Source organism: Paenibacillus litoralis (assembly GCF_046244365.1).
Lineage (GTDB): Bacteria > Bacillota > Bacilli > Paenibacillales > NBRC-103111 > Paenibacillus_V.
This window is the reverse complement of record NZ_CP176395.1, coordinates 7,634,158-7,659,269: the sequence shown is the minus strand read 5'-3', so window position 1 is coordinate 7,659,269 and position 25,112 is coordinate 7,634,158. Positions and strand designations below refer to the sequence as shown.

General features: G+C 52.1%; 21 protein-coding genes. 17 read left to right on the top strand and 4 right to left on the bottom strand.

Annotation, left to right across the window (positions count from 1 at the left end; genetic code table 11):
- The first annotated feature begins 179 nt into the window (after window positions 1-179).
- The 9 genes from ACKGJP_RS32210 (at window position 180) to ACKGJP_RS32170 (ending at window position 12,206) form a co-directional block, all read left to right on the top strand.
- A complete protein-coding gene (locus ACKGJP_RS32210; protein ID WP_409342824.1) occupies window positions 180-1,850 on the top strand; it encodes an extracellular solute-binding protein in 1,671 nt (556 codons plus the stop codon).
- A gap of 135 nt (window positions 1,851-1,985) precedes the next feature.
- Complete coding sequence (locus ACKGJP_RS32205; protein WP_409347312.1) at window positions 1,986-2,876, top strand: ABC transporter permease; 891 nt, start codon at window positions 1,986-1,988, stop codon at window positions 2,874-2,876.
- A 13-nt stretch (window positions 2,877-2,889) separates the two neighbouring features.
- Window positions 2,890-3,768: a carbohydrate ABC transporter permease gene (locus ACKGJP_RS32200; RefSeq protein WP_409342823.1), complete on the top strand. Its 879-nt coding sequence runs from the start codon at window positions 2,890-2,892 to the stop codon at window positions 3,766-3,768.
- 55 nt (window positions 3,769-3,823) lie between these two features.
- Window positions 3,824-7,591 carry a right-handed parallel beta-helix repeat-containing protein gene (locus ACKGJP_RS32195; protein WP_409342822.1) on the top strand — a complete coding sequence of 1,256 codons (3,768 nt, stop codon included), beginning with the start codon at window positions 3,824-3,826 and terminating at the stop codon, window positions 7,589-7,591.
- 64 nt (window positions 7,592-7,655) lie between these two features.
- Entirely contained in the window at window positions 7,656-8,660 is a 1,005-nt protein-coding gene (locus tag ACKGJP_RS32190; protein WP_409342821.1) for an S-layer homology domain-containing protein, read from the top strand.
- Window positions 8,661-9,011: 351 nt separating this feature from the next.
- Complete coding sequence (locus tag ACKGJP_RS32185; RefSeq protein ID WP_409342820.1) at window positions 9,012-9,794, top strand: formate/nitrite transporter family protein; 783 nt, start codon at window positions 9,012-9,014, stop codon at window positions 9,792-9,794.
- Window positions 9,795-9,814: 20 nt separating this feature from the next.
- Window positions 9,815-10,729: an L-lactate dehydrogenase gene (locus tag ACKGJP_RS32180; RefSeq protein ID WP_409342819.1), complete on the top strand. Its 915-nt coding sequence runs from the start codon at window positions 9,815-9,817 to the stop codon at window positions 10,727-10,729.
- A 102-nt stretch (window positions 10,730-10,831) separates the two neighbouring features.
- Window positions 10,832-11,788: a 3'-5' exoribonuclease YhaM family protein gene (locus tag ACKGJP_RS32175; RefSeq protein ID WP_409342818.1), complete on the top strand. Its 957-nt coding sequence runs from the start codon at window positions 10,832-10,834 to the stop codon at window positions 11,786-11,788.
- A gap of 211 nt (window positions 11,789-11,999) precedes the next feature.
- On the top strand, window positions 12,000-12,206 hold the full coding sequence (locus tag ACKGJP_RS32170) for a hypothetical protein (protein WP_409342817.1): 207 nt from the start codon (window positions 12,000-12,002) through the stop codon (window positions 12,204-12,206).
- 430 nt (window positions 12,207-12,636) lie between these two features.
- Here ACKGJP_RS32170 and ACKGJP_RS32165 read toward each other — a convergent pair whose 3' ends face one another.
- Window positions 12,637-12,999, bottom strand: coding sequence for a DUF1304 domain-containing protein (locus ACKGJP_RS32165; RefSeq protein ID WP_409342816.1), 363 nt, complete (start codon window positions 12,997-12,999; stop codon window positions 12,637-12,639).
- Window positions 13,000-13,240: 241 nt separating this feature from the next.
- On the opposite strand from ACKGJP_RS32165, the gene ACKGJP_RS32160 reads away from it, so the two are divergent.
- From ACKGJP_RS32160 to ACKGJP_RS32140, 5 genes are all read left to right on the top strand, one after another.
- Window positions 13,241-13,852 (top strand): SOS response-associated peptidase, encoded by a 612-nt coding sequence (locus ACKGJP_RS32160; RefSeq protein ID WP_409342815.1) that lies wholly within the window; start codon window positions 13,241-13,243, stop codon window positions 13,850-13,852.
- Between the two features lie 492 nt (window positions 13,853-14,344).
- Complete coding sequence (locus ACKGJP_RS32155) at window positions 14,345-14,818, top strand: OsmC family protein (protein ID WP_409342814.1); 474 nt, start codon at window positions 14,345-14,347, stop codon at window positions 14,816-14,818.
- Window positions 14,819-15,111: 293 nt separating this feature from the next.
- The gene (locus ACKGJP_RS32150; protein WP_409342813.1) at window positions 15,112-15,564 is read left to right on the top strand and encodes a pentapeptide repeat-containing protein; all 453 of its coding nucleotides are present in this window, start codon (window positions 15,112-15,114) and stop codon (window positions 15,562-15,564) included.
- Window positions 15,565-15,760: 196 nt separating this feature from the next.
- On the top strand, window positions 15,761-16,177 hold the full coding sequence (locus ACKGJP_RS32145) for a VOC family protein (RefSeq protein ID WP_409342812.1): 417 nt from the start codon (window positions 15,761-15,763) through the stop codon (window positions 16,175-16,177).
- 78 nt (window positions 16,178-16,255) lie between these two features.
- Window positions 16,256-16,402, top strand: coding sequence for a hypothetical protein (locus tag ACKGJP_RS32140; protein ID WP_409342811.1), 147 nt, complete (start codon window positions 16,256-16,258; stop codon window positions 16,400-16,402).
- Between the two features lie 322 nt (window positions 16,403-16,724).
- On the opposite strand, the gene ACKGJP_RS32135 is transcribed toward ACKGJP_RS32140, so the two are convergent.
- The 3 genes from ACKGJP_RS32135 to ACKGJP_RS32125 form a co-directional block, all read right to left on the bottom strand.
- The gene (locus tag ACKGJP_RS32135; protein ID WP_409342810.1) at window positions 16,725-17,324 is read right to left on the bottom strand and encodes a response regulator; all 600 of its coding nucleotides are present in this window, start codon (window positions 17,322-17,324) and stop codon (window positions 16,725-16,727) included.
- Window positions 17,321-18,460: a sensor histidine kinase gene (locus ACKGJP_RS32130; protein WP_409342809.1), complete on the bottom strand. Its 1,140-nt coding sequence runs from the start codon at window positions 18,458-18,460 to the stop codon at window positions 17,321-17,323. Before ACKGJP_RS32130 ends, ACKGJP_RS32135 begins: the two co-directional genes overlap by 4 nt.
- A gap of 91 nt (window positions 18,461-18,551) precedes the next feature.
- Complete coding sequence (locus tag ACKGJP_RS32125; protein ID WP_409342808.1) at window positions 18,552-19,613, bottom strand: fatty acid desaturase; 1,062 nt, start codon at window positions 19,611-19,613, stop codon at window positions 18,552-18,554.
- A 191-nt stretch (window positions 19,614-19,804) separates the two neighbouring features.
- On the opposite strand from ACKGJP_RS32125, the gene ACKGJP_RS32120 reads away from it, so the two are divergent.
- The 3 genes from ACKGJP_RS32120 (at window position 19,805) to ACKGJP_RS32110 (ending at window position 25,045) form a co-directional block, all read left to right on the top strand.
- Window positions 19,805-20,557, top strand: a complete 753-nt coding sequence (locus tag ACKGJP_RS32120) for a GntR family transcriptional regulator (RefSeq protein WP_409347311.1) — start codon at window positions 19,805-19,807, stop codon at window positions 20,555-20,557.
- 33 nt (window positions 20,558-20,590) lie between these two features.
- Window positions 20,591-22,831, top strand: a complete 2,241-nt coding sequence (locus ACKGJP_RS32115; RefSeq protein WP_409342807.1) for a hypothetical protein — start codon at window positions 20,591-20,593, stop codon at window positions 22,829-22,831.
- A gap of 528 nt (window positions 22,832-23,359) precedes the next feature.
- Window positions 23,360-25,045: an extracellular solute-binding protein gene (locus tag ACKGJP_RS32110; protein ID WP_409342806.1), complete on the top strand. Its 1,686-nt coding sequence runs from the start codon at window positions 23,360-23,362 to the stop codon at window positions 25,043-25,045.
- Window positions 25,046-25,112: the final 67 nt, after the last annotated feature.

Here is a 25,112-nt window from a genome sequence, read left to right as displayed (position 1 = left end):
TAATCGCAGATGTAAAAAATGCGATGCCTTATCCCGATCTTGATCGTTGCTCCCGGGACGGGGGAGGCGGCATAGTGGAGGTACGTCGTTCCAACGCCGGGCCGCAGCGGCGGCAATGTCTGGTGAAGCAGCCCGGTCGATCGATTGGAAACGATTACAGCATAGTTAGGGGGATATCTATGAACAAACGTTTCAGCAGGGGGTTGTGCGCAGCGGCGGCGATGGCGTTTTTGATCGCGGGCTGCCAAAGTCAGGGGAATCAGGGGCAGCAATCGAGCGCGGCTCCATCGTCGAGCGGTCCTTCGGCGGCTCCGTCAGCGGACAACCAAAAGAAAGATTATACGCTTCCGCTCGTAAAGGACGGCTCGGTCACGCTGACGATCGGCTCGCAGGATAACGGCTACACACCGGCGAGCTATACGCAGAACCTGCCGATCTGGAAAGCGATTGAGGAGAAGACAGGCGTCAAAATCAAGTGGGACGTCGTTCCCGCAGCGCAGTATACTCAAACAATGAATGTGCGGCTTGCGTCGATGACCAACGTTCCCGATCTGTTTGTCGTGCCGGGCGACCCTGTCAAGTTCGGAACGGACGGCGTGCTTGAACCGCTGGAGAAGCTGATTGAAGAACATGCGCCGAATATGAGGAAGTTTTTCGCAGAGAATCCGGACATCTACAATTTGCTGAAAGCGCCGGACGGTCACATCTATTATGTATCCAGCGTCGTAACCGGAACAAACCTGTCCGACCCCGGCGGTTTTCTGATTCGCAAGGACTGGCTGGATAAGCTGAACCTGCAAGAGCCGAAGACGATCGATGACTGGTACAACGTGCTGAAGGCGATCAAGGACGGCGACCCGAACGGAAACGGCAAGAAGGACGAAATTCCGCTGGTGCTTGCGATTAAGACCATAGCCCAATTTTTTGGCGACGCATGGGGACTGCACCTTGTGTTCAGCAACGGATTTTGGCCGGACGACAAAGGGAAAATCCAGAGCGAATGGCTGGACCCAAGAGCAAAGGAAATGGTGGCGTGGCTGGGCAAGCTGTACAAGGAAGGGTTGCTCGACCCCGATTTCCTGACTTCGTCGGATGATCAACTGACAACGAAGGTTACGAAAGATGTCGCCGGAGCTACCCGCGCATTCGTCAACCGAATCGTGCAATACGACAAGAACGTCCAGGCGTCAGGCGTGAGCGGCGTCAACTGGATTGCGGTCAAGCCGCCGCAAGGTCCTAACGGCTACAAAGGCCATACGGAAAAATACGGACCGATCGACGGGTACTTCGGCATGAGCGCGAAATCGCAAAATAAGGAAACGGCAATCAAATGGCTGGATTACATGTATGCGAGCGAGGAAGGCAACCGCTTTACAACGTTTGGCATCGAGGGCAAGAGCTACGTCATGGAGAACGGAGAGCCGAAGTTTACCGACTATATTCTCAAAAACCCGGACGGCTTAAGCGCGATAAACGCTTTGCGCACGCTGGGAGCCGCGCCGCGGCTGCCGTGGATCCGCCACGACAAGGGGCCGTTGTCCAAGCAGCCGCCGCAAACGATCGCTCAGGAGCCGAAGCTGCAAAAGGCAGCCGAACAAATTTTGCCGACGATCATCGATCCGATCCCGTTTGATTATATTTCGATGACGCCGGAGGAAGCTAGCAAATTCAAGCCGCTTAATGCCGATTTCCAGTCAAAATTGGACGAGGGAATCGCCAAGTTTATTATCGGCAGCGACGATATCGAGAAGAACTGGGACAAATTCACAAAGGAACTGAAAGACCTGGGCATCGACGAGATCGTGAAGATCAGACAGGCGCAATACGACAGATACAAAAACAAAAACTAACGAGACGGGGAGCCTGAACGCAGCGTCAGAAGCAGGCTCCCCTTTCCAACAGGAGTGAGCGTTGTGACAGCCAAAGCACAATATGCGGCGCTGATTGAGGCGGACGGTAAAAAGAGACGGCTTCGCCGGCTGGGTATGCATATCAGGCGGGATATGTTTTTGCTGTTGCTGATCTCGCCGATTCTGATTTACTATATCGTTTTCCATTACTTGCCTATGTACGGGTTCATTATTGCATTCAAGGACTATTCGCCGGTCAAAGGAATATTGGGCAGCCCGTGGGTCGGACTGAAGTGGTTCGAGCAGTTTTTCAACTCCATCTATGCCGCCCGCGTAATCAAAAATACGGTGCTGCTCAGTCTCTACGGTCTGCTGTGGGGTTTTCCCGTCCCGATTCTGTTCGCCTTGCTGCTGAACGAGCTGAGGAACGGCCTGTTCAAAAGAATCGTGCAAACGACGAGTTATCTTCCGCATTTCATCTCTGTAGTCGTCATCGGCGGGATGATCATCAGCTTCCTGTCGCCGATCGAAGGCGTCGTCAATATCGTGCTGATGAAGCTCGGCTTCGCTCCAATCAATTTTCTGAGCATGCCGGACTGGTTCCGCACGATCTATATCGGCTCCGACGTGTGGCAGAGCTTCGGCTGGAATTCGATCATCTATCTGGCTGCGATCACATCAATCGACCCGTCGCTCTATGAAGCGGCCAAAATGGACGGTGCCAAGCGCTGGCAGCAAATCTGGTACATTACATTGCCGGGCATCCGTACAACGATCATGATTCTGCTCATTATGAATATGGGACATATCATGAACGTCGGCTTCGAAAAAATTATTCTGCTCTATAATCCTTCCACCTATGTCGTGTCGGATGTGATTTCCACCTTCGTCTACCGGAGGGGGCTTGAGGGGGCGGAATACGGCTTCGCCTCTGCGGTAGGATTGTTCAACTCGGCAGTTAATTTCGCATTGCTCATTGTGGTGAACCGCATTAGCAGAAAAACATCGGGTATCGCTTTATGGTAAGGAGAGAAGGTTTATGAAGCTACAGCGGTCATTCGGCGAGAAGGTATCGGATGCGGCGATCGTTTTATTCAATCTACTGGTAATCGTGGTTACTTTGTACCCGTTCCTTTACGTTGTCAGCATGTCGATCAGCGATCCGGTATATGCGATGCGGCAGGAGGTTTTCCTGTTTCCCAAAGGCTTCTCCACGGAAGCGTACAAAATCGTATTTGAAAATCCGGATATTTGGAAGTCCTACTATAATACAGTCTGGTACACAGTTGTAGGGACGACGATCAGCGTCACGTTAACCGCGATGGCTGGTTATGTCCTGTCGCGGAAAGGCTTTTTTGCAAGAACCCCGATCATGTTTTTTATCGCCTTCACGATGTTTTTCAGTGGGGGGCTCATTCCGACCTTCCTGATCGTGAACGGACTGGGGTTGTACGATACGCGCTGGGCCATTATTTTGCCGGGAGCTGTGGGTGCTTTCTATATCATTATGGCGCGCACCTTTTTCGAGGCGATTCCGGAAAGCTTGCAGGAATCGGCGAAAATCGACGGCGCAAACGAAATGCGAATTTTGGTCTCGATCATGCTGCCGCTGTCCAAGCCGATTCTTGCCGTTCTTGTGCTGTTTTATGCGGTAGGCTACTGGAACAGCTATTTTATGGCGTTAATTTATCTTACCAATGCCAAATTGCAGCCGCTTCAGCTATACCTGTACAAAATTTTGGTCAAGCAGGAGGCGTCGTTGATGGAGGGGATGACCGATCACTTTGAGAGAGCGCTGGTAGGCGCGCAAATCAAGTATGCCGCAATTATTGTAGCCATTTTGCCGATTATTTTTATTTACCCGTTCCTGCAGCGATTTTTTGTAAAAGGCGTCATGATCGGGGCTATAAAGGAATAGAGCGCTACGATGACAACACACGAATGATCATATTATGTGGCGGGAGGTTGTTAGGTTGAGCAAGCTTTTGGGGAAGAGAATCGGAATGGTAACGTTATTTGCCTTGATTATGGGCATCGTTGCGAATATTGGTGTTGGTAATGTTCAAAAAGTCAATGCGAATGGAAACACGTATTACGTTTCGCCGAACGGGAACGACACAAATGCCGGGACAGAAAGCGCACCGTGGAAAACACTCAAAAAAGCGGCTGCCACGCTGCAGGCCGGAGATACAGCGATATTCAACGACGGCGAATATATCAGCAACACTGCGATTACATTTGCCAACAACGGAACAGCAGGAGAGCCCATTACGATCAAGGCAAAGAACAAGCATATGGCTAAACTGTCGTTTACCGGCATGAATGCACTGAGTAAGATTACGTTGACCAATAAACAGTACATCACGATACGAGACTTTGAAATCAGCCAGCCTTCCAAAGGGACATCGAGTGCGGATATTTTCATCAACATCAATGATTGCGGCAATTGCACCATCGGCGGAAATTTTATACACAATGCGAGCGGAAAAGCAATACAAGGCTTGAAAGGCGATAATATCAAGATTATCAATAATACGATTTCTGACACGACCGCTACTGCCGTTGTTCTGGCAAACATGGATCGGCCGGTAATCGCCAACAATGAAATCAGTGAAACCAATAATGCGATATTGGTGGCCGGGGGGACTCGAAGCGCTCAAATTTACAATAACTATATCCACGCTGTTGCTGCCCCGATGACTCATGGGATCGTACTCGGAGGCAACTATCCCTCTTCGGTAGTATACGATCCGACTGCGACTGGATTCGAGGCTTATCATGCTGCGGCCTGGAATAATATTGTGGTTGCCGAATCGCCCGGCTTGATCGATTATGCGCTTGTATTCTCCGGAAGCACGAACAGCGGCTTTTATCATAATGTAGTCGTCGGTGCGAAGAATGGCGTGCGATACTTGAACGGCGGCAGCGGCGCATGGGTACCGAAGACTACGACTGCAAAGCTGTTCAATAATATTTTCAGCGGGTGCACGATGAAAGCGGAGTCTGTGACCAACGCGCCTATCGGGAATAGTGTAAGCGACTACAATCTGTATCACGACTGCGCGAATGCACCGGTTGAGCCTAATGGAATCAACGGCGATCCGAAATTTACTGATCGCTTGCATAATTGGCACTTGCAGGCGGACAGTCCTGCTCTGGACCGGGGAACCGCACTGAACGTCACCGGTTTTTATGGCGAGACAATAGACGTATCACTGGATTACAGCGGGAAAGTGAGGTCTACTCCGATTCCTATGGGCATTTACGCCGATACCAAGCCCGAGGTTCTATTTGTTGACGATTTTGAACAGGGGGCAAATGCTTGGAATACCGTCATGGGGAACTTAACGGTAGTTGCGGAAGGTTCCGGAAATCATGCGCTCACGCAAACCGATGCCTCTTCGGTCAGCGGAGTAGCAAGATCATGGGCCGGTTCGATGGACTGGGTGAGTTATCAGTTCGATGCAAAAATAAGATTCGATCAGTTCTATCGTAATACGAGTTGGTTGACTCTATATGCCAGATACGTGGATGCTAACAATTATTATCTGGTAGAAATCCAGGGCGATCCCGTCCAGGGGGGCTATATCGGACTTAAGAAGAAGGTAAACGGACTCGTAATCCCTCTTCAGGAGAAGACCGGGTGGTTTCCTTCTATCGGACAATGGATTGATATGCAATTGCTAGTCGACGGAACTGAAATTACATTTTATGTCGATGGCGAGAAGGTGCTTAGCGGAACGGATTATGAGCTGACACATGGTGCGATTGCCGCAGCAATCTATCAGACGAATGTCTATATCGATGACGTCAAGGTAACGAAACGAACGAAGCCTGCGGGGGGAGGACCGAATAACCCCGGTCAAGGGAACGAACCGGGAAGCACCTATTATGTTTCTCCGACAGGCTCCGACCTGAACCCGGGTTCCGAGTCCAAGCCCTGGAAGACGATGGCTAAGGCAGCAGAGACGGTTCAACGGGGAGACACCGTTATTTTTGAAGACGGCGTATATCAAGAAACACGAGTGGTTCAATTTGCCAGAGGCGGAACCGAGAATGAACGAATTGTGTTTAAAGCGCGCAATAAACATCAGGCGATCATTCAGTTTTACAATTTGCCGACAACGAAGCTTATGATCAGAGGAACGCCTTACATCACGCTGCAAGACTTTGACATCACTCAAAATATACGCGGAATCAATACAGGCGACATTCTGGTAAGCGTGAGAGAAGGCGCAGACCACGTTCAAATTATTGGCAATAAATTTAGCAAGGCATTTGAAGAAGGCGTTAAAGGTTACCTTATTCATGATCTTCTAGTAGAAGGCAATATCATCTCTGATATGACGCATGAAGCGGTCGATTTTGTCAATGTTCATTCCAGCATCGTTCGAAACAATGACATTTCCGAGATCGGACGTGTAGGCTTGCTCGCTAAAGGCGGGTCCAGCGATATTCAAATCTATAACAACACGATCCGCAATCGTATGGCGAATATGTTTCTCGGAGCTATTTATTTGGGCGGACAGACCGATTCCGTATCGACGTTTGATTCCAGTGTCAATGGATATGAAGCGTGGAACTTGGTGGCTTACAATAATACTATTATTGCCGAGGACGTCAACGGCGCTTCTACAATAGATAAAGGCATCATTTTTATGGGCACTAAAGATAGTGCAGCCTATAACAACATCATTTCAGGAGTCAATTATGGCGTTTATCTGGAGGTACCGGATAACATGATTCCGAATGTGAATTGGGCCTGGAGACCGGATAATGTGAACCCGGTTTTCATGAACAATATAATCGTGAATTCGTCCAAAGAAGCCGTAAAGCTGGCTGGAGCAAAGATGCCGATCAATTTGACGCGTGATTACAATCTGTATGATGGGAACGCCGGTTTGAATGGCAGCGGAGAGCTTCATGGCGTGTATGCGAATCCGCGTATAGCGAACTTGAACGACGGCGATTGGCATCTGAAAGAAGGCAGCCCTGCCATTGGCGCTGGTAAGGCAATCCCGGGATTTGTCCTGAAGACCGGGGAAACGATTGATATTTCGGCCGACTATGACGGTCTCTCCAGAGGAACGGTTTGGGATCAGGGGATTTACAGGCAGGGGACTTATGTCTCTGACAACCAGCCCCGTACAAATGAAACTTCCTTAACTTCCGCATCAAGCTCGATCCCGTCTGGAGAAACGTTTAAGGTTAGATACGGATTAAACAGTGTCGCCGAGCGGGTGTATGCCCAGGAGGTGATCTTAACTTACGATCCCGGATCAGTAGAATTTATTTCGGCGGTATCGGTCAAGCCAGGAGTAAGCTTGCTTACGACCTCGGTAAATCCGAATGGAACCGTTCAATTGATTTTGGCCAGCGCGGGTCCGGGTAATGAGATTACAGGACGAGGAGACATTGTAGAGCTTACGTTTAGGGCGAAGCATGTCTCGCAGACGACAGCAAGCGAGATCAAGATTATAGACGCTGCATTGGCAGACGATCAAGGCATTGAATATGCGGCTGCGTTATCTTCGGTGAATATTCAAGTTATAGCCGGTCTTCCCGGGGACATCAACCAGGATAATAAAGTAACCGTAGGCGATCTGGCGATTATAGCCGCAAATTACGGTAAAAATACGAGCAGTCCGGATTGGGAACAAGTGAAGCGGGCAGACCTCAATGGCGATGGCAAAATTGATATCGAAGATTTGACGATCATAGCTATGAAGATTAAGCGATAACAGAGAGAAAGGTCTTAAAGGAGGAGTTCTCCTCCTTTAAGGCTGAGTGGGGGGCGGGAAGATCATGCGTATATCGGTCATTCTTCTTCTAGTCATCATGTTATGCTTTTCGCGGCCATTTTCTGTGGCGGCTGACATTGGCAAAACTTCGGCTTTCCGATTGGAAGCAAGTCAAACGGTTAACGGACAATTTGTCGTAACCTTGAAGGTACTGGCTATTCATAATTTATATGGATTCGAGGCACGGTTGTCCTTTGATCCCGACAGGCTTGAATTTCTTGGTTATGAATCGAATAGGGACGGATTCTCCGTATCGCCGATTGTTAAAAAGGATGGAATCATCATCGCTCATACCCAAATAGGCGATGTATCTGGAGAAAGCGGCGATATTACGATCGGTGCCTTGACGTTCAAACTAAAGAAACACGGGGAAGCACGTGTGAAGTGGGACTCTATGAAGGTTGTTACCGATAAGCTGCAGAGTATGACAACTACAGTGGGGGAAAGTATTTCGGCGGGTAAAACTTTTGTGGATTTGATTGAACATTGGGCTAGAGATGATATCGAGAAGCTTGCATTCGAGAAAGTGATCGAGGGCATGGATGATGATCATTTCCTGCCGGATGCAACGGTTACGAGAGCGCAATTCACTGCAATGGTAGCAAGGGCATTGAAGCTGCATGAAGCTGCCGCACCAATTCCGTTTGCCGATGTGACGCCGGATTCGTGGTATCGGGGTATTGTAAGCAGCGCTTACGCTGCGGGACTGATTAAGGGGATGACGGAAAGCAGCTTCGCGCCAGAGAAAGAGATTACGCGGGAACAAGCAGCAACTATGATTATTCGGGCGGGAAAGTATGCTTCGGAGGGAGCGCTGAAGGAAGCGGATTCAGCGTATTCTCTGCCATTCGCAGATGCCGGCTCGATTAGCGAATGGGCGGTTAAGGACATTGCAACTGCCGTTCGTGTTGGAATTATAAATGGCAGAACCGCAGACACGTTCGCACCCCACGATCCGGCGACCCGAGCGGAAGCGGCTGTGATGGTAAAGCGATTGTTTTTTCAATGAAAGTTGATAAACGAGCCTGCCGGACGATTCCGGCGGGTTTTTCTTGTAGCTATAAATGAACAAATTCTCTTCCAGTAAACTGTGAAATCAAAACATTCGTTTGGTGACGGCCTACACCTGGAGCGGATTACGGCGACGAAATAAGCCTAGAAATCGAGCTTATTTCGTCGCAGCGGCTCCTTCTGGGGAATTTTTTCAACCGTTCAACCCTCTGCTTGGATGGGACGTGGACGTGAAGGGCTGACTGCCGCTTCCGCGGGTCCCTGTGACAAATCTCACAACCGCCTGCGAGGTCTTATGCTAGTGTAGGGACATAAAGCAGCAGGATCATGACAACGGGGGGGAGCGGTTTTGGAAGATCAGCCTTTGCTAAAGGTTGAGCAGCTTGCGCTGAAGAAGCAGACTATTTTTCGGCAAAGCCGCTTGCGGTACATATCCCGGTCGATGCTCGCGAGTATGTTTATCGGTTTTGGCGTCATCGTCGCGTTCAAAACGGGCAATTTTTTCTACCTGGAGCATTCGCCCTTGACGTATCCGATGGCGGCGCTCACGTTTGGTGCGGCGATCATTCTGATCTCGTATGGCGGCGGCGACCTTTTTACGGGGAACACCTTCTATTACAGCTTTGCCGCGCTGCGCAAGAAAATGAGCTGGCTCGACACGCTGAAGATGTGGGGAACGAGTTACATCGGCAACATTCTCGGCGCTGCGGTGTTCGCGTTCCTGATCTATACGACGGGATTATTCGACGATTCGTCTGTCAACGGATTTCTGCTCAGCGTCGTGGAGAAGAAAATGCATACGCCGGCTTCGGAGTTGTTTTTTCGGGCGATTTTGTGTAACTGGCTCGTCTGCCTGGCGTTTTTCGTGCCGATGTCCTTCAAGGAGGACGGCGCCAAAATGTTCGCGATGATGCTTTTCGTCTTCTGCTTCTTCATTTCCGGCTACGAGCATAGCATCGCCAACATGTGTACCTTCGCGATCGCGCTTGTGCTGAATCATCCGGGCACGATCTCCTTCGACGGCGTTATCCATAATCTGATACCGGTCACGCTGGGGAATTTGATCGGGGGCAGTGTATTGATGGGCTTTATGTATTATTATGTGAATAAACCTTTCATGAAAGAGATATAACCAACAGGAGGACAAGAGATATGAAAAAAACGAGAATTGCCGTCATCGGAACCGGAGCGGTCGGTTCGACTACCGCCTATACGCTGTTGCTGAGAAATCGCGCCGACGAGCTGGTGCTGATCGACGCGAACCATAAGAAGGCGGTCGGCGACGCGCTGGACATGAACCACGGCATGCCGTTCGTCGGCGGCTGCAAGTTGTGGGCGGGCACTTACGAGGATTGCCGCGAAGCGGATATTATCGTGATCGCCGCAGGTGCCGCGCAGAGGGAAGGGGAGTCGCGGATCGATCTGCTGAAGCGGAACGTATCGATCTTTGACAGCATCGTCAGCGAAGTGTTGAAGGTGAACGATCACGGCATTTTGCTGATCGCCTCCAACCCGGTAGACATTATGAGCTACTTTACATGGAAAAAGTCGGATTGGCCGGTTCATCGCGTCATTGGCTCCGGTACACTGCTGGACAGCGCGAGATTCCGCTATTTGATCGGCAAGCAGTTGAACATCGACCCGCGCAGCGTGCATGCCCATATCGTTGGGGAACACGGCGATTCCGAACTGCCGGTATGGAGCCACGCCAATGTGGCGGGCATGGAGCTGGAGCTTGACGAGGAGACGAAAACGGACATTTTCACAAACACGCGGGATGCCGCTTATGAAATTATTAGCGCTAAAGGCGCTACCTACTACGCGATCGCGCTGGCGCTCGACCGGATTTGCACGGCGATTTTGCGCGACGAGGGCGCCGTTCTCAACGTTTCGACGCTGCTCGACAACTATCACGGCATCTCGGACGTATACCTCGGCGTACCTTGCATTGTCGACCGCCAGGGCGTGAGAGAAGTGCTGAAGCTCGAGCTTTCCGAGAACGAGAAGGAGCTGCTGCACCGCTCGGCCGACAAGCTGAAAGGGCTGATCGGATCGATCTCGGTGTAAATTGAGGCGATAAAGGGAAAAGGCAGAACCGAATTTCGGATTCCGCCCCTTTATCGCCTTTTTCGTAGTATAATGCTCCTATCTACTTTTGGAGGATTTGGTATGACTTTAATTAAACAGCTGCAGCAGGACGATGAATTCGTAGGGTTTTATATCCTGAAGGAGCTGGCGGTCAAGCAAACGAACAACACGCCGCCCAAGGATTATTTCGATATTGTATTAGGGGATACCAGCGGGCAAATCTCGGCTAAATACTGGGACGCCTCGGCCACGGATAAGGAAACGTTTTTCCCGCTCGATCTGGTGAAGGTGCAGGGGATCGTCCAGTTATACAGGGAGAAGCTGCAGGTCAAAATCACGCGGATTCGCAAAGCGACGGATGCCGACGGAGTAAGCGTCACGGATTTTGTCCGGTCCGCTCCGGTTCAGCCGATCGATCTCGTTTATACCATTAAACAAGCGATGGAGAGCATTGCTGATCAGGAAATCAAGCAGATCGTCGCGTTCTGCGTGGCTAAAGTGGATGAGAAGCTAATGCACGTTCCCGCGGCGAAGACGCATCATCATGCGTATTTTGCCGGGCTTGCCTATCATATCGTCCGGATGCTGGAGCTAGGGGAATTCGTATGCAAGCAGCGGCCTTTCCTGAATGCGGATATGGTTAAGGCAGGCATTATTCTTCATGACATCGCGAAGCCGGAAGAGATGATCTCGCAGCTCGGCATCGTCGCCGATTACAGCGTGCAGGGCAAGCTGATCGGGCATATCGCCATGGCTTCGAACTGGATCACGGAAGCGGCGATACGCAGCGGGATCGATCTTGAATCCCCGAAGGTGCTCGGCTTGCAGCATCTGGTGCTGTCCCATCACAACCTAGGCGAATGGGGAAGTCCCGTCCAGCCGCAAACGGCCGAAGCGGTCGCGCTGCATCACATCGATGCGATCGACGCCAAGCTGCAAATGGTGGAGGATGCGCTCGACACGACGCCGGAGACGGACGAATGGACCCCGATGATCCGGGGGCTGGAGAACAAGGCGATTTATAAGATGAAGGTTTGAGGGGATTGTTGAAATACCTTTCGCGTATTTGACACTTTCCCCTTTCAATGCTATTGTTACATGTAAATAGGCATTCCGCAGTTTATGCGGGGTGCCTTGCTCTATTTTTAAGCGGTTTTGACATTTAATGTTACCGAACAGGGGAGTGCTGCGTATGGAATGAGGAGGAATCGGCTAAGCTCGATGGAAAGACTACTATACGAAGGAGACGATGCATGTGATTCAAGTGAAAGAGTTTGTCGATACCGATAATTCCTATGCGGAGAATAAGGCGAACGAGTTTTTGGCCGGCCTGAGCGAGGAGCAAGTTATTAATATTTGCTACGGCTCCGTCGTGAAGGCGACCCCGATGCGCACGGAGCATCAAAGAAGCACGATTCTGATCGTCTATCGAACCGGTAAACCAACGGATAAATAACGAACTCCAAGCTTTGGACTGAAAAAGTATGAGGCGAAGCCGTCGCCTGTAAAGGGAAGGCCGCCCGCTGTGTGGTGAAAATAATATGAAAACGGATACGGACAAGTACAAAACTTTTTTTCTAGGCATATCTGCTTGCGCTACGGTGGGAATCGTAGTACTAGCGATATACCTAATCATCAAATAGGAACAGACCGCTCAAATTAGGAGGTTTATTTCCGATGAAACGAAACGTGCCTGCCGCTGTAACGCTTGTTCATAAAACAATCTACAATGAGCCATAGTTAGAAAAGGAGGGGGAGGCATGCGGATGCCTTCTCCTTCTTTATTTCATGTACTTGTGGGGAGTGTGGGATTCTCTCGAGCGTGCGAAAAAGGAACGGGTCGTCTGATTGAAGAAAGACAGCCGTTCCTTTAAAAGGACAATCCGTTATGAAAGTAATACAGCGATCAGCGCCGCAAGTGCGGGGAGCCCCTGCACGATGAGAATGGACTTCTTGGCCGTTGCGCCGCCATAGATTGCGGCAATGATTACGCAGGCCAGGAAAAACAATTGAATCTGGCGCCCGAACATAGCGTCGGGGTGGAGCAGGCCCCAAGCCAAACCGGCAGCCAAAAAGCCGTTATAGAGCCCTTGGTTGGCGGCTAGTGATTTGGACTCCTCGGCAAACCGTTCGGTTAGCCCGAAAGATTTCCTGGCTCTCGGCGTGGTCCACAGAAACATTTCCAGGACTAAAATATAAACATGTTCAATTGCGACAAGCGCTACCAGTACCATACTTGCGAGCATCATCGTGAACGCCCCTTTTCCGTAGTTATTTCGGGATCCTGTAGATAGGAAGACAGTATGCAAACCATATACATATGTCATTAATAGATAATCATAACTGCACTACCGAAAACATTTGAATTGCAAACAATTTAATTTTGTGTAATCAAATATATCATGCCATCGGTCTTATTGTCCATGCATGAAATTGTTTCCTTTGCAAATACTGTAAGCAAAATACAGCATGCAAAGGGCGGTAATCATCATGTGCGAACGTTTTACGCTAGAAACCGAAGTGAACGAGCTGGTGGAGCAGTTTCAGATTGACAAGGTGCTGTCTTATCGGAAGAACGAAGATATGAGGCCGGTAAACTCGGTGTTCGCCATCATCAACAAGGACCGCGAGCGTTTGCTGGACGAATTCCGCTGGGGACTGATGCCCTTCTGGGCGTCGGATGCCATACGTGCGGACGGAGACTCGATCGGCGAGAAACCGATCTACGACAAGATGATCCGCAAGCAGCGCTGCGTCATCCCATGCAGCGGCTTTTACGGCAAAAATCAAGAAGAAGGCGGTAAAGCCAAGGTCAAGGAAGAGCCTTGCTTTACGAAAGAGGAAGGCAAGGCGTTCGGCCTCGCCGGGTTGTACGAGATTTGGAAAAGCCCGTCGGGCGAGGAGTTTCGCGCATGTACGCTGCTGACGTACCCGGACCGGAGGGACTCGTCGGGCCAGCGGATGCCGGTCGTGCTGCGGGAGAGCGACGTGGAAAAATGGCTCGATCCGACGCTTACCGATAAAGATTACGTCCAATCGCTCATGAAGCCGGTGAACCTGGAGCAGTTCGTGCCGCAGATGCGGAGAGTGATGGTTCACTAGGCGGGAAGGGACGAGGAAAAGGGTAACCGATAAGGGATGTGCCCGGAGCATAAAAGCTTTCGGAGCATCCCTTTTTTGCTTGAAATTCAGATCCTCTAAACGACGAATCAAAAGCCGCCACTTGATAAGGCTTGCATGTATCGGCCGCGAGTCACCCTTCGGGTGTAGAATGTTGTATGTTTTACAGCATATGTGCGCCCAAAGGTCTTCCTGTGAGGCTGATGTTGCACATTATGCAGCATATTGGCTCATTCAGAGAGCGCATAAGCCGTTTATGCGATTTTTGTTGTATTTCGTACAGCATTCATCCGTAGTGACAACAATACGCAGGGAAATGCTGGCTGGCAGAAGAGATAAGAGAAAGAGCCGTGAATTAGAACCATGGCTGTTCGATCCGGCACTCTCTTTCAAGCAACGGGTAGTTGACTGCCGCAGCAGCACTCGGTACGCTTGGAGGATAGTCCGGATCGTAACGAAGGGAGCTCGCTAAACATGACTACGCAGAAGAAAACCTTGCAGGTGACCGCAGAATGGCTCGGCGGCAAGCGGTTTGAAGCCAAGGGACCGAGCGGATATCCCGTTCGAATGGACTCGGATGTGCAGAATGGAGGCGAGGGCTCCGGCAACAGCCCGTTAGAATTGGTCGTAATGGGGCTGGTCGGCTGTATGGGCATAGGGGTCGTCAAGCTTCTGGAGAAAATGCGACAGCCGCTGGATGGGCTCGACGTGAAGGCGGAAGCGATCCGTTCGGATGACCTGCCGCACGCCGTAACGGAAATTCGCCTGACGTTTCATGTTAAGGGCGAAGTATCGCTTTCCCGACTCTGGCATGCCATTCAGCTGGAGCAGGAGCAGTATTGCCCGGTCGCGGCTTCGCTTAAGGCGGTCATCGTTCCGCTTGTGACGCTTAATGGAGGCGAAGTGCAGTCTTCCGGACAGCTGGCGTCAGGGGACGAAATCCGTTGAACAATAAGAGTCAGTGGGGCAGCGCGTCGTCCGTGAAAAGGCCGATTACGGCTGAAGTACATACCGCATGGCGCGGTGTAGGAGCTTGCCTCCAGTCGGGACGGGAGTCCGTGGCAGGATGCCGTCTAAATCAAGCGAAGCGGCCTGCCCGATTCTCAAACAGGCGATCGGAGGGAAGGTCGAAAGGAAAATTTTGATCGAAGGCAAGCAGGAATCGCTTCCTTTTTGTGGAATAGATAAAGGGAACATATGTTTTCTTTTGGCGTCTATATACGATTAGGAGGAAAATGAGCATGTCTGAGTGGACGACTGGGGTAGTGAATTTGCGGAGAACCGATATTTCAGGTTCGCAATTTCAGGAAGTGAATGCGGAGCGGCTCCATTTCGACGATGTGAATCTAGCCGGAACGCGGATCAACAACGCAAATCTGCGGGAGCTGGCGCTTAATGACGTCAATATGACCGGCGCCCAAATAACGAATGGAAACTTGAGCGATATCCTCCTGGAAAACATCCAATTCACCGGCGCGCGGTTCCGCAACATCGGTTGGCCGATGGAAGGCGAAGACGCCAATTACGATCCGGAACAAAACTACAAGCCGGTCACGTTCGAAAACTGCAAATTGAGAAACAGCCGGCTATCGAACTGCGATTTATCCAATATAGCCATTTCGGATTGCGATATAACCGGGTTGACGATTAATGGGATCGCAATTGACGAGCTGCTCAACAGTCTAAAAAAGTAACAGCATTCGGATTCCGATCGACTCCGGAGGCTGCATACGCAATCGAATGGGAACCAGAATAGCAAAAGATAAGAAATCCCGATCAGGACGAAGTGGTAGAATAGAGTTATCAGGAGCCCGCCGCCGAATGACCGCTTTCCAAGCGTAGCAGGCAGATGCGGAGCGTCCCCAAAATCCAACGTTGAGGTGAGCCGTTATGGGAGTGCAAGCAGCTAAAATTTTTGTTAATTTGCCGGTTAAAGATCTGAATAAATCGGTCGAGTTTTTCACGAAAATAGGGTTTGAATTTAACGCCCAATTTACCGACGAGAATGCGACATGCATGATAGTCGGGGAAAATATTTTCGTCATGCTGCTGGTCGAGGAATTCTTTAAAAAGTTTACGAAAAAGGAAATCTCGGATGCGACCCAAAGTACGGAGGTTATCGTGTCGCTCTCTGCCGATAGCAGAGAAAGTGTCGACGAGCTAGTCAATAAGGCTCTTGATGCCGGCGGAAAGCCTTCCAACGATCCGAAAGACCACGGCTTTATGTACGAATGGGGCTTTCAGGATATAGACGGACATCTTTGGGAATTTAGCTATATGGATGAAAGTGCATTCCCTCAGCAGTAATAGTTGTCTTGCATACAGCCGTTATCCAACGTTCAGCCACTCAATCGTTCGTAACCGTTTCGCGGCAGAGCGGCGAGCGTGATAACGGAAATCGTTATTTACGGAGAAATAGCGGATTTCCGAGGCGTTATGATGAAGCGGTTCCCGAACGAATGGAGCTTAACGGATTTGCAAGGCGCTATTCCGATGGTTTGGAACTACGGCGGAACGAATTGTCCGGAATAAGGCCCTCATAGTCCGCTAAGCGCTCAGAAGCTTCCTAGATCGAGTATTTAACGCCTCGAGAATCCGCTATTCCTTCTAGCCTGCCGATCAAAAAATGCGGGGCAATTAGCCCGCGTTCTCCGCATTCGCACAAATAAGCCTCCGATCCGCTTCGCACAGCGGTTCAGAGGCTTATTTGTTCTAGTATACTCACTTCGATGACCAAGCTTCTGCCGGCGGACGGCGAATGGTTGACGCCCGTATCGCCTCACCGCGCGCTGGGAGCTGCGCGGTGTAGAACGCGAGGGGCGCAGGCAAAAGTCCTCTAACCGCACCAGCTGCCCTATTTGAACCAGCCCTTCTCTTTAAAATGCTTGACAGCCTCGATCCGGTTGCTGACGTCAAGCTTGTCGAGAATGACGGAGATGTAATTGCGGACCGTCCCTGTCGTCAAAAAAAGCTGGCTGGCGATATCCTTCGTATTTTTGCCGTCGGCCATCAGCGTCAGCACTTCGTTCTCGCGATCCGTTAACGGGTTCTCTTGGCCGTAAGCCTCGTCCACCAGCTCCGACGCATAGATGCGTCTGCCCGCCATCACGCTTCGAATGGTGTTCGCGAGCTCCTCGCTCGGGCTGTCCTTCAGCATATACCCGTAGACGCCGGCCTTGACCGCGCGTCCGAAATAGCCGGAGCGGGCGAAGGTGGTAAGGATGATGACCTTGCATCCGCTGCCCTTCAATTCCTCGGCGGCTTCGAGGCCGCTTTTGCCCGGCATTTCGATGTCCATCACGCAAATATCCGGTTTATGCAGGTGGACCAGCTTGATGACATCCTCGCCGTTATCCGCTTTTCCTACGACCGAAATATCCTCTTCGAGGTCGAGCAGAGCGGCAAGAGCGCCAAGAAGCATTTTCTGATCCTCGGCAATGACAATGCGAATCATACGTCCGTCTCCTCCTTTTCCCGCTGCCTAAAGACATTCGGCACCTTAATTACAATCGTCGTTCCCTTCTCCGAAAGGATGCCGAGACTGCCGTTCACGAATTCGAGCCGCTCGGTCATGCCTCTTAGCCCGTTTCCTCTGTAGCGCCCCGAGGCGTTCTCCATGCCGATCCCGTTATCCCACACTTTCACGGCGAGCTCGGTCGGCGACGGTTCGATGGCGATCGAGCAGGAGCTGGCGCAGCTGTGCTTGACGATATTGGTTACCGCTTCTTTCACGCACATGCCCACTACATTTTCGGCGATCAGGGAAGTGTTCGTCAGCTTCGGGTCGCCCTCCAGATGAAAGTCGATCTCGGCAACCTTCAAAATTTGCTGGACGCGAAAGATTTCGTCTTCGAGCTTCGTACCGCGCATCTGCGTAACCATTTCCCGGACTTCCTTCAATGCGGTTCTGGCCGTTTGGCGGATATCGTCGATTTCGGCTTGGGCTTGCTTCGGATTCTTGTTCATTAATTTACCCACCAGATCGCTTTTCAGGCCGATTAAGGAGAGCTTCTGACCGAGCGTATCGTGCAAATCGCGGGCGATGCGCTGCCGTTCTTCCAGCTTGACGAGCTCCGAAATCCGTTTGTTCGCATCCTCCAGCTGCTCCTGCAGCTTATCTTCTTTATTCTTGTTATACGTCCGGACCGGCAGAAGAATGACCGCGACCAGGCTGAGAAAGACGAACGGCAGTTGGGAAATAATCGTTTTGTTCAGCGTGACTAAGCCGTAATTGATGGCGACGAAGATACTGATGAGATGGATGGAGTATAGCGTAAAGAAAGCGATCCGATTTTTGAGATTGCCGATAAAAAAAGCCAAGAATAGAGAAAAATAAACGTAGCCGAACAGAAAGTTCATGGCGATCGATATCGCGATCTGAACGCTCGTCCAGAAATAGACAAGCCATCCTTTGGATACAAAGGACAGCACGTAGCAAGCAAAGAACCCGATAACCATCGCGACGCCGGAGGCCACTTGGTAAGGGGAAGAATTATGAAAGATGAAGTAGAAAGGGAGGATGTAAAAGACGATCCATACAAAAGGGCTAAGTCCGGTATTTTTGCGGGACAGCTGATTCCAGTTCTGCAAGGTCCGTCCGCCCCCTTTCCTCCACCTGCTGATCGAATTCCGATAAAACTTGACGGATACCGTTATAGTAGCATAAACGGCGGGGCGAGTGTTACTCGCCTTGGAAGCCGGGCCTGCCGCTAACGGCGGGAGTCTTTACGGTTTCCGCTTTGGCGTTCTTCTTGAGGAGCTTCACGTCTCTAAAGCTTACGAACCGCTTGCCATGTTCGTCCCACAACCGGTAACGAAGGGCCTTCAGGCTGGTGCCGAGTGTAATGGTCGTTGCTTTTTGCAGAGGCGGCGTCGAATCATGCGCCTTAGCCAAATGATAATTGGGAACCTTCGGGCTCAAATGGTGAACGTGATGGAACCCGATATTGCCCGTGATCCATTGGATCGGCTTCGGAAGCTGGTAATACGAGCTGCCTTCTACGGCAGCCTGCACGTAAGTCCAATCCTCTTCGTTCTCGAAGTAGGAGTCTTCGAATTGATGCTGCACATAGAACAGCCAGATTCCCGCCGAGCCGGAAATAAGGAAGATCGGCGCTTGGATCAGGAGGAAAGCTTGCCATCCGATCGCCCAGCATAACAGCGTATACAGGGCGACGATCGCCAAGTTGGTTATATACGTGTTGATCCGTTCATTCCGCCGTGCGCCTTTGCGGTTAAACCGGTATTCGATCAGAAAGACGGCGATCGGGCCGATTCCGAACATGACAAGCGGATTGCGGTAAATCCGGTAAGCGATTCGGCGCCACAGGGGAGAAGCGGCATACTCCTCAATGGTAAGGAGCCACATGTCTCCGGTGCCCCTTTTGTCGAGATTACTGCTCGTCGCATGATGGATGGAATGGCTGTGTTTCCACTGCATATAGGGAACAAGCGTAAGAACGCCAGTAATCGTGCCTAGAATATGATTGGCCATCCGGCTCTTGAAGAACGATTGATGGCAGCAGTCATGGAACAGGATAAACGTTCGGATCATAAAGCCCGAAGCGGCGATCGCAATCGGAAGAGTAAGCCAGTATGACACGGAAAGGCTCAAATATGCCGCATACCATAGAAGCAACAAAGGACCTATCGTATTGATGATCTGTCTGATGCTCGCCTTTGTTTCGGTTTTTTCATAGGGTGCGACGGCTTTTTTTAGTTTGGCCAGATTGGAATCCGTCATGTCATGTACTCCTCCTCGAGTTGACGCTCGGCAAACGCATCACTGTGTGTCTTCATTGTAAAGAAGAGAGGGGCTTGGGATAAGTCATAAACGTCAAGTCGCGGGTATGACAAATGTCATATGTTTTGGCGTATGGACCGGCAAACCAAAGATTATCCATTGTGGAATATGGATTATATATAGTGCATAGGATGAAGCATGGGCACGCCAATCACCAATCGATGGAATGGGGAACCTGCATGACGAAGGAGACGGTAACGAAGCAGACGATCATCGGGAACAAAAACATTAGCGAAGACATCGTGGATTTGATCAAGCAGCAAATTTTGAGCGGCGAGCTGAACCCCGGCAACCGCATCGTGGAGACGAAGCTCGCCAAGGAGCTCGGCATCAGCCAGACGCCGGTCCGCGAAGCGATTCGCCAGCTGTCTGGCGAGGGCATCATTACGATCGTCACGAACAAGGGGCCGATGGTACGCGACTTTCATATGAAGGACGTGTTCGAAATTTATTCGCTTCGCGCCGTGCTGGAAGGGTTTGCGATCAGACTGGCGACGTCGAACGCTACGGAAGAAGACATCGAGCATCTTCAGACGTTTCATGAAGAGATGAAAGCCAAGCTGCATGACGATTCGATTCCGTCGCTCCTTCAGGAGTCGCTCTATATTCATCAAACGATCATCCGCTTGTCGGAGCATGAACGGCTGAATGCCATGTACAAATCGATTTCGTTTCAGATCGTGCTGGTCAACCGGATTTTGGGCAAAAAATCGACGAAAGCCAAGGAGGTCGAGCAGCATGGGGAGCTGATCGAAGCGCTCGTCAAACGCGATCCGGACGAAGCCGAGCTGGTGATGCGCCGACATATTCACCGCTCGTACCGGGAGTTTGCCGAGCTGAAGGCGGTAGACAGCATTGCGTTTAAGGAAGCGACGTGGCTGTAAGGAAATGCTGCGGGAAATGGGAGAGTGAGCCGAATGATGCATAATTCGCTCTTGATTCGGGAGCGCCTGATACAAACGAACAACAGCGAGCTTCATCGAAGCAGAAGAAATCCGCACCGCTTCATCCGCAAGTTGAACCGGGCGGCGGGGTTGGCCCCGGGCGAGCTGGAGCTGGCCGGCAGCTGGAGCGTCACATTTGAAAGCGGTTACCCGGGGCTGGAAGAGGCGGCCGACGACCTGCGCGACTATTTGGCGCAAGGCGGAATCGCTGCGGACGAACCGGCTGACGGGCAGGTGATTCTCCGCATCGACGGAAGCATCCCGGCAGGCGGCTTCCGCCGGACGGTAGAAGCGACAAGCGTCCGAATCGATGCGTCCGATATGCGCGGCATCTGGGCAGGCGTCGTCTACACCGAGCGGGAGCTGGCCGTACGCGGCGAGCCGGTGCTGCTCGAGGGAGAGCTGCTCAGGCAGCCTGCCTGGAGAATGCAAATCAGCCAAGCGCCGTTCGGCTCGAATTATTTGGTGCCGGACCTGACGCCGGACTATTTGGGGGACGATGCGTTCCGTTTGCTCGCCCATTACGGGGTGAACGGCATGACGATTTACGGCGACTGGCTGCTCTACGTGAAAAGCGAGACGTACCCGGAGCTGAACTGTCCGGAATACGAGCAAAATATCGCCGTTCTGCGGGATGCCGCGGAGCGGGCGATGAAATACGGCGTCCAGCTGTACTACGTGCCCGTCAGTCCGAAGCTGGCTCACGATCATCCGCTGTTCCTCCGCGTGCCGGAAGCAAGAGGCGCGAGGATTCATCCGGGGCTCAAGAAGGACGCCAAGCCGATTCATAATCTGTGCTCGTCGCATGACGAGACCCTTGCGTTCCATGGCGAGGTGATGGCGAACTTGTTCAAGGAAGTGCCGCAGCTGGGCGGTCTCGGTCTGATCATCGGAGGCGAGTCGTATTACCACTGTTTCATGCGCCCGGACAGAAGGGGACTGCCCGACGGACAGAGGACGAACTGCCCGCGGTGCGCAGCCTACACGGCGGAGCAAGCGGTCAACGGGCTGCTGAAGGCGACTGCGGAAGCGGTCAAACGGCATCATCCGCATGCGCCGGTCATGGCGTGGCCGTACAGCGCCTTCATCTGGTCGGGCGATCCGGCGCAGCTTGGACTGCTGGAGGAGATGGATGAGCGGGTCGCGCTGCTGAATACGATCGACAAGGATCAATGGGCGCAGAAGGAAGGCTACCGCAAGCTCATTTGGGATTACAGCATCGATTACACCGGACCTGCCGACAATCTCTTGAAGCAGGCGGAGATTCTGAACCGGCGGGGGATGGAGCTGTTCGTCAAGACGGAAACCGCGCTCGGCCTCGAGTGCATTCAATATCCTTACTTTCCGAGCCTCGGCAGGCTGGCGGACAAATGGCGGAACGTCGCCTCGATGAAGCCGTCCGGGGTGCTGCAGTCGTGGATGTTTTACGGCATGTGGGGCTCGCGGGCGGAGGAGCTCGGCTGGTGGTCCGCCTGGCGGCCGGATAAGCCGACCGAGGAGGTGATCGCCGCTATTGCAACGCGCGACTTCGGCGATATCGGCCCGCAAATGGTTCGGGTATGGGAGCGATTCAGCGAAGCGGCTTCGCGGTTTCCTTACATTCCGACGTATTTTACGGGGCCGGAGTTTATCGGGCCGGCACATCCGCTCTTCTTTGGCGGCGAAGCGGAGAAGCGAGAGGAATTTCAAGCGCTGCTCTACTATTTGCAGGAGAATGAGGAGACGTTCTCCAAGACGGTCGTCGAAGTCCGGCATTCGCTTGTCATGGAGGAGATTCCGTATAGCCGCATTCGCGGCGTCCTGAAGGCCGACGATGAAGAAGCGTATTTCACGGTGTTCATGAACGAGTTCCGGCAGGCGCTGTCCGCTTCGAAGGAAGCCGTTTACATTTTAGCCGGCATCCCGGAGCCCGCCGATCCGAACGTTCGCGCCGCGCTAGCGGAGGAGCAGCAGCTGTGCGAGCTTATTTACCGCACTTTTCTGTCGACCGTAAACGCCTTTACCTTTCTATCCCATAAAGAGACCGGAGATACGGCAGGCATGCTGCAGGTCGCCGAATCCGAGATCGGCAACGCCAGAGCGGCGCGGCGGCTGTTCGAGCAATCGCCGTGGCTTGACCTCTCCTTGCGGGTGGACGGCAAATACCCGTCAAGCCTGCGCATGATCGATGCGAAAATCGCGATTATGGAGGAAGAAAGGGAGCGCCAGCGATAGGGGAATCCCGGCAGCCTTGGGAAGTGCGCGGAGCAACGGCGTCATGGGAGACGCGCCTTAGCCGTTAGGGGGACGGCGGGAGCCTCGCTCCACCAAGCGCGGGGGATTTAACTATAAGATCGTGTTCAAAAGCCGGCTTATCAGCGCCGAGAAAATTTCGCTTCTCGATCATATTCGTGATCATAAGGCGGCTTTTTGAACAACTTCTATAACCATCATGAGGCAAAGGGGGAATAAAGGGGCGAAGGAAGGGATGATCTGCTGAAGGTGACTTTTTGAACTGCTTCTAGAAAAAAGATTCCCGCCCGATTCCGACGCGGCACCCGTATCCTGCGAAGCGGCAACTTCTCAGGGGGATCGCATTTCGAAACCGGTATGACGGGAATCCGGCGAGCACGTAACGAACGACCGCTATGCTCTTGGTAATATTTTGAAATAAAACGAACGCGAAGTCAACCCCCATTTCCTTATCCGGTTCACCCGTATAAACGCTTGATCGTAAGCCAGGAAAGAGGAGGAGTTGTATAAATGAAACGTGGATGGATGATCATGATCGCCTTCGTGCTGGTGCTGCTGCCGGTGCTGTCGGCTTGTTCGAAAACGGCGGAGGAGCCGAAAACGAGCGCGAGCCCTTCCGCTTCCGCCTCGGCGGATCCGAAAGCGAGCGCAAGCCCTGCGGCTTCCGCTTCGGCTGCTCCGGCAAACGCGAATAAGTATAACCCGCCGATTACGCTCACCACAGTCGGCAAGGTGCTGCCTACGGTCAAATACGCGGCAGGCGACTCGGTGGACAACAATCCGTGGACACGCGCCTACGAGAGCGAATACGGCATTAAAGTGAAATACAATTGGACCGTCGATCCGACCCAATGGGAGCAAAAAACGAACCTGATGATCGCTTCCGGCGACATTCCGGATTTCTTCATGGCAAGCGGGGTTCAGTTCAAGCAGCTGGTTGAAGCGGGCCTGCTCGCGGACATGACGGACGCTTACGCGAAAGCGCCGGACAGCGTGAAGAAGGTGCTGACCGAAGGCGGCGACCAGCCGTTGAAATCCGCAACCGTGAACGGCAAGCTGATGGCGATACCGTGGACCGGGGTGCCGAAGGAAGGCTCACAGATGATCTGGGTGCGGACGGATTGGCTGAAGAAGCTGAACCTGCCCGAGCCCAAAACGATGGACGACGTGCTGAAAATCAGCGCGGCTTTCACCGCGCAGGATCCGGACGGCAACAGCAAGAACGATACGTTCGGACTTGCGCTGGACAAAGATTTTACCATATTGACGGGCTTCGTGAACGGATTTGGCGCGTACCGGGACATCTGGCTGAAGGACGCCTCCGGGAAGCTCGTGTACAGCACGATCCAGCCGGCGATGAAGACGGCGCTGCAGAAGCTCCAGGAGATGGCGAAGCAGGGGCAGATCGACCCCGAATTCGGAACGAAGGCGTTCGCCAAAGTGGCGGAATCGATCGTCGCGGGTAAAATCGGCATGATGTACAACTCGCCGTACAGCGGCTTGTACCCGCTGCAATCCGGCAAAGACAAGGATCCGACGATGGAATGGAAGGCGTTCCCGATCGTGTCGGCGAACGGCCAGCAAGCCAAAAATCAGACGGATCTCGGCGTCGTCGGCTACTGGGTCGTAAAGAAGGGCGTCAAGCAGCCCGAGGCGCTGTTCAAAATGATCGATTTCTGGATCAAAACGTTCTATGACAACAAAGACGACGACATCTACAAAAAATACGTCAACGACGGCAATGTGGAAATTTGGCAGATGAACGCCATCGCTGTCTACAAAGCGTTCAAGAACGCCGACCAGAAGATCAAGGTGACCAAAGCGCTCGAGACGAAGGATACGTCCCAGCTGACCGGCGACGACAAGGGCGTATACAACAACATTACGAAATTCCTGGCCGGCGACAACAGCTCGTGGGGCTGGAACTCGATCTTCGGCAAGGACGGCTCGATGGGCGTCACCGATACGTACCGTCAAAACAACCAGTACATCGCCAACGAATTCATCACCTCGCCGCTTCCGGCGCAGGTCGAGAAGGGGCCGGCGCTCGACAAGATGAAGAACGAGCTCTTTACCAAAATCATTCTCGGCACGGCGTCGATCGACCAGTTCGATAAATTCGTCGAAGACTGGAAGAAGAACGGCGGCGATGAAATCACCAAAGAAGTGAACGATTGGTACGCCAAAAACAAATAACGAGCCGAGGGCGGAAGGGGAGAAGCGCCGCTTTTCCCCTCCAATCTCTTGCCGCCGATCGGAAGGG

Excerpts from the sequence above, each read along its gene's own strand:
- ACKGJP_RS32115 (WP_409342807.1), top strand. The coding sequence starts at position 20,591 with ATGATGCATAATTCGCTCTTGATTCGGGAGCGCCTGATACAAACGAAC.
- ACKGJP_RS32165 (WP_409342816.1), bottom strand. The coding sequence starts at position 12,999 with ATGATGCTCGCAAGTATGGTACTGGTAGCGCTTGTCGCAATTGAACAT.
- ACKGJP_RS32120 (WP_409347311.1), top strand. The coding sequence starts at position 19,805 with ATGAAGCATGGGCACGCCAATCACCAATCGATGGAATGGGGAACCTGC.
- ACKGJP_RS32200 (WP_409342823.1), top strand. The coding sequence starts at position 2,890 with ATGAAGCTACAGCGGTCATTCGGCGAGAAGGTATCGGATGCGGCGATC.
- ACKGJP_RS32135 (WP_409342810.1), bottom strand. The coding sequence starts at position 17,324 with ATGATTCGCATTGTCATTGCCGAGGATCAGAAAATGCTTCTTGGCGCT.
- ACKGJP_RS32155 (WP_409342814.1), top strand. The coding sequence starts at position 14,345 with ATGACTACGCAGAAGAAAACCTTGCAGGTGACCGCAGAATGGCTCGGC.
- ACKGJP_RS32125 (WP_409342808.1), bottom strand. The coding sequence starts at position 19,613 with ATGACGGATTCCAATCTGGCCAAACTAAAAAAAGCCGTCGCACCCTAT.
- ACKGJP_RS32170 (WP_409342817.1), top strand. The coding sequence starts at position 12,000 with ATGCATGTGATTCAAGTGAAAGAGTTTGTCGATACCGATAATTCCTAT.
- ACKGJP_RS32160 (WP_409342815.1), top strand. The coding sequence starts at position 13,241 with ATGTGCGAACGTTTTACGCTAGAAACCGAAGTGAACGAGCTGGTGGAG.
- ACKGJP_RS32110 (WP_409342806.1), top strand. The coding sequence starts at position 23,360 with ATGAAACGTGGATGGATGATCATGATCGCCTTCGTGCTGGTGCTGCTG.
- ACKGJP_RS32150 (WP_409342813.1), top strand. The coding sequence starts at position 15,112 with ATGTCTGAGTGGACGACTGGGGTAGTGAATTTGCGGAGAACCGATATT.
- ACKGJP_RS32145 (WP_409342812.1), top strand. The coding sequence starts at position 15,761 with ATGGGAGTGCAAGCAGCTAAAATTTTTGTTAATTTGCCGGTTAAAGAT.
- ACKGJP_RS32175 (WP_409342818.1), top strand. The coding sequence starts at position 10,832 with ATGACTTTAATTAAACAGCTGCAGCAGGACGATGAATTCGTAGGGTTT.
- ACKGJP_RS32190 (WP_409342821.1), top strand. The coding sequence starts at position 7,656 with ATGCGTATATCGGTCATTCTTCTTCTAGTCATCATGTTATGCTTTTCG.
- ACKGJP_RS32180 (WP_409342819.1), top strand. The coding sequence starts at position 9,815 with ATGAAAAAAACGAGAATTGCCGTCATCGGAACCGGAGCGGTCGGTTCG.
- ACKGJP_RS32210 (WP_409342824.1), top strand. The coding sequence starts at position 180 with ATGAACAAACGTTTCAGCAGGGGGTTGTGCGCAGCGGCGGCGATGGCG.
- ACKGJP_RS32205 (WP_409347312.1), top strand. The coding sequence starts at position 1,986 with ATGCATATCAGGCGGGATATGTTTTTGCTGTTGCTGATCTCGCCGATT.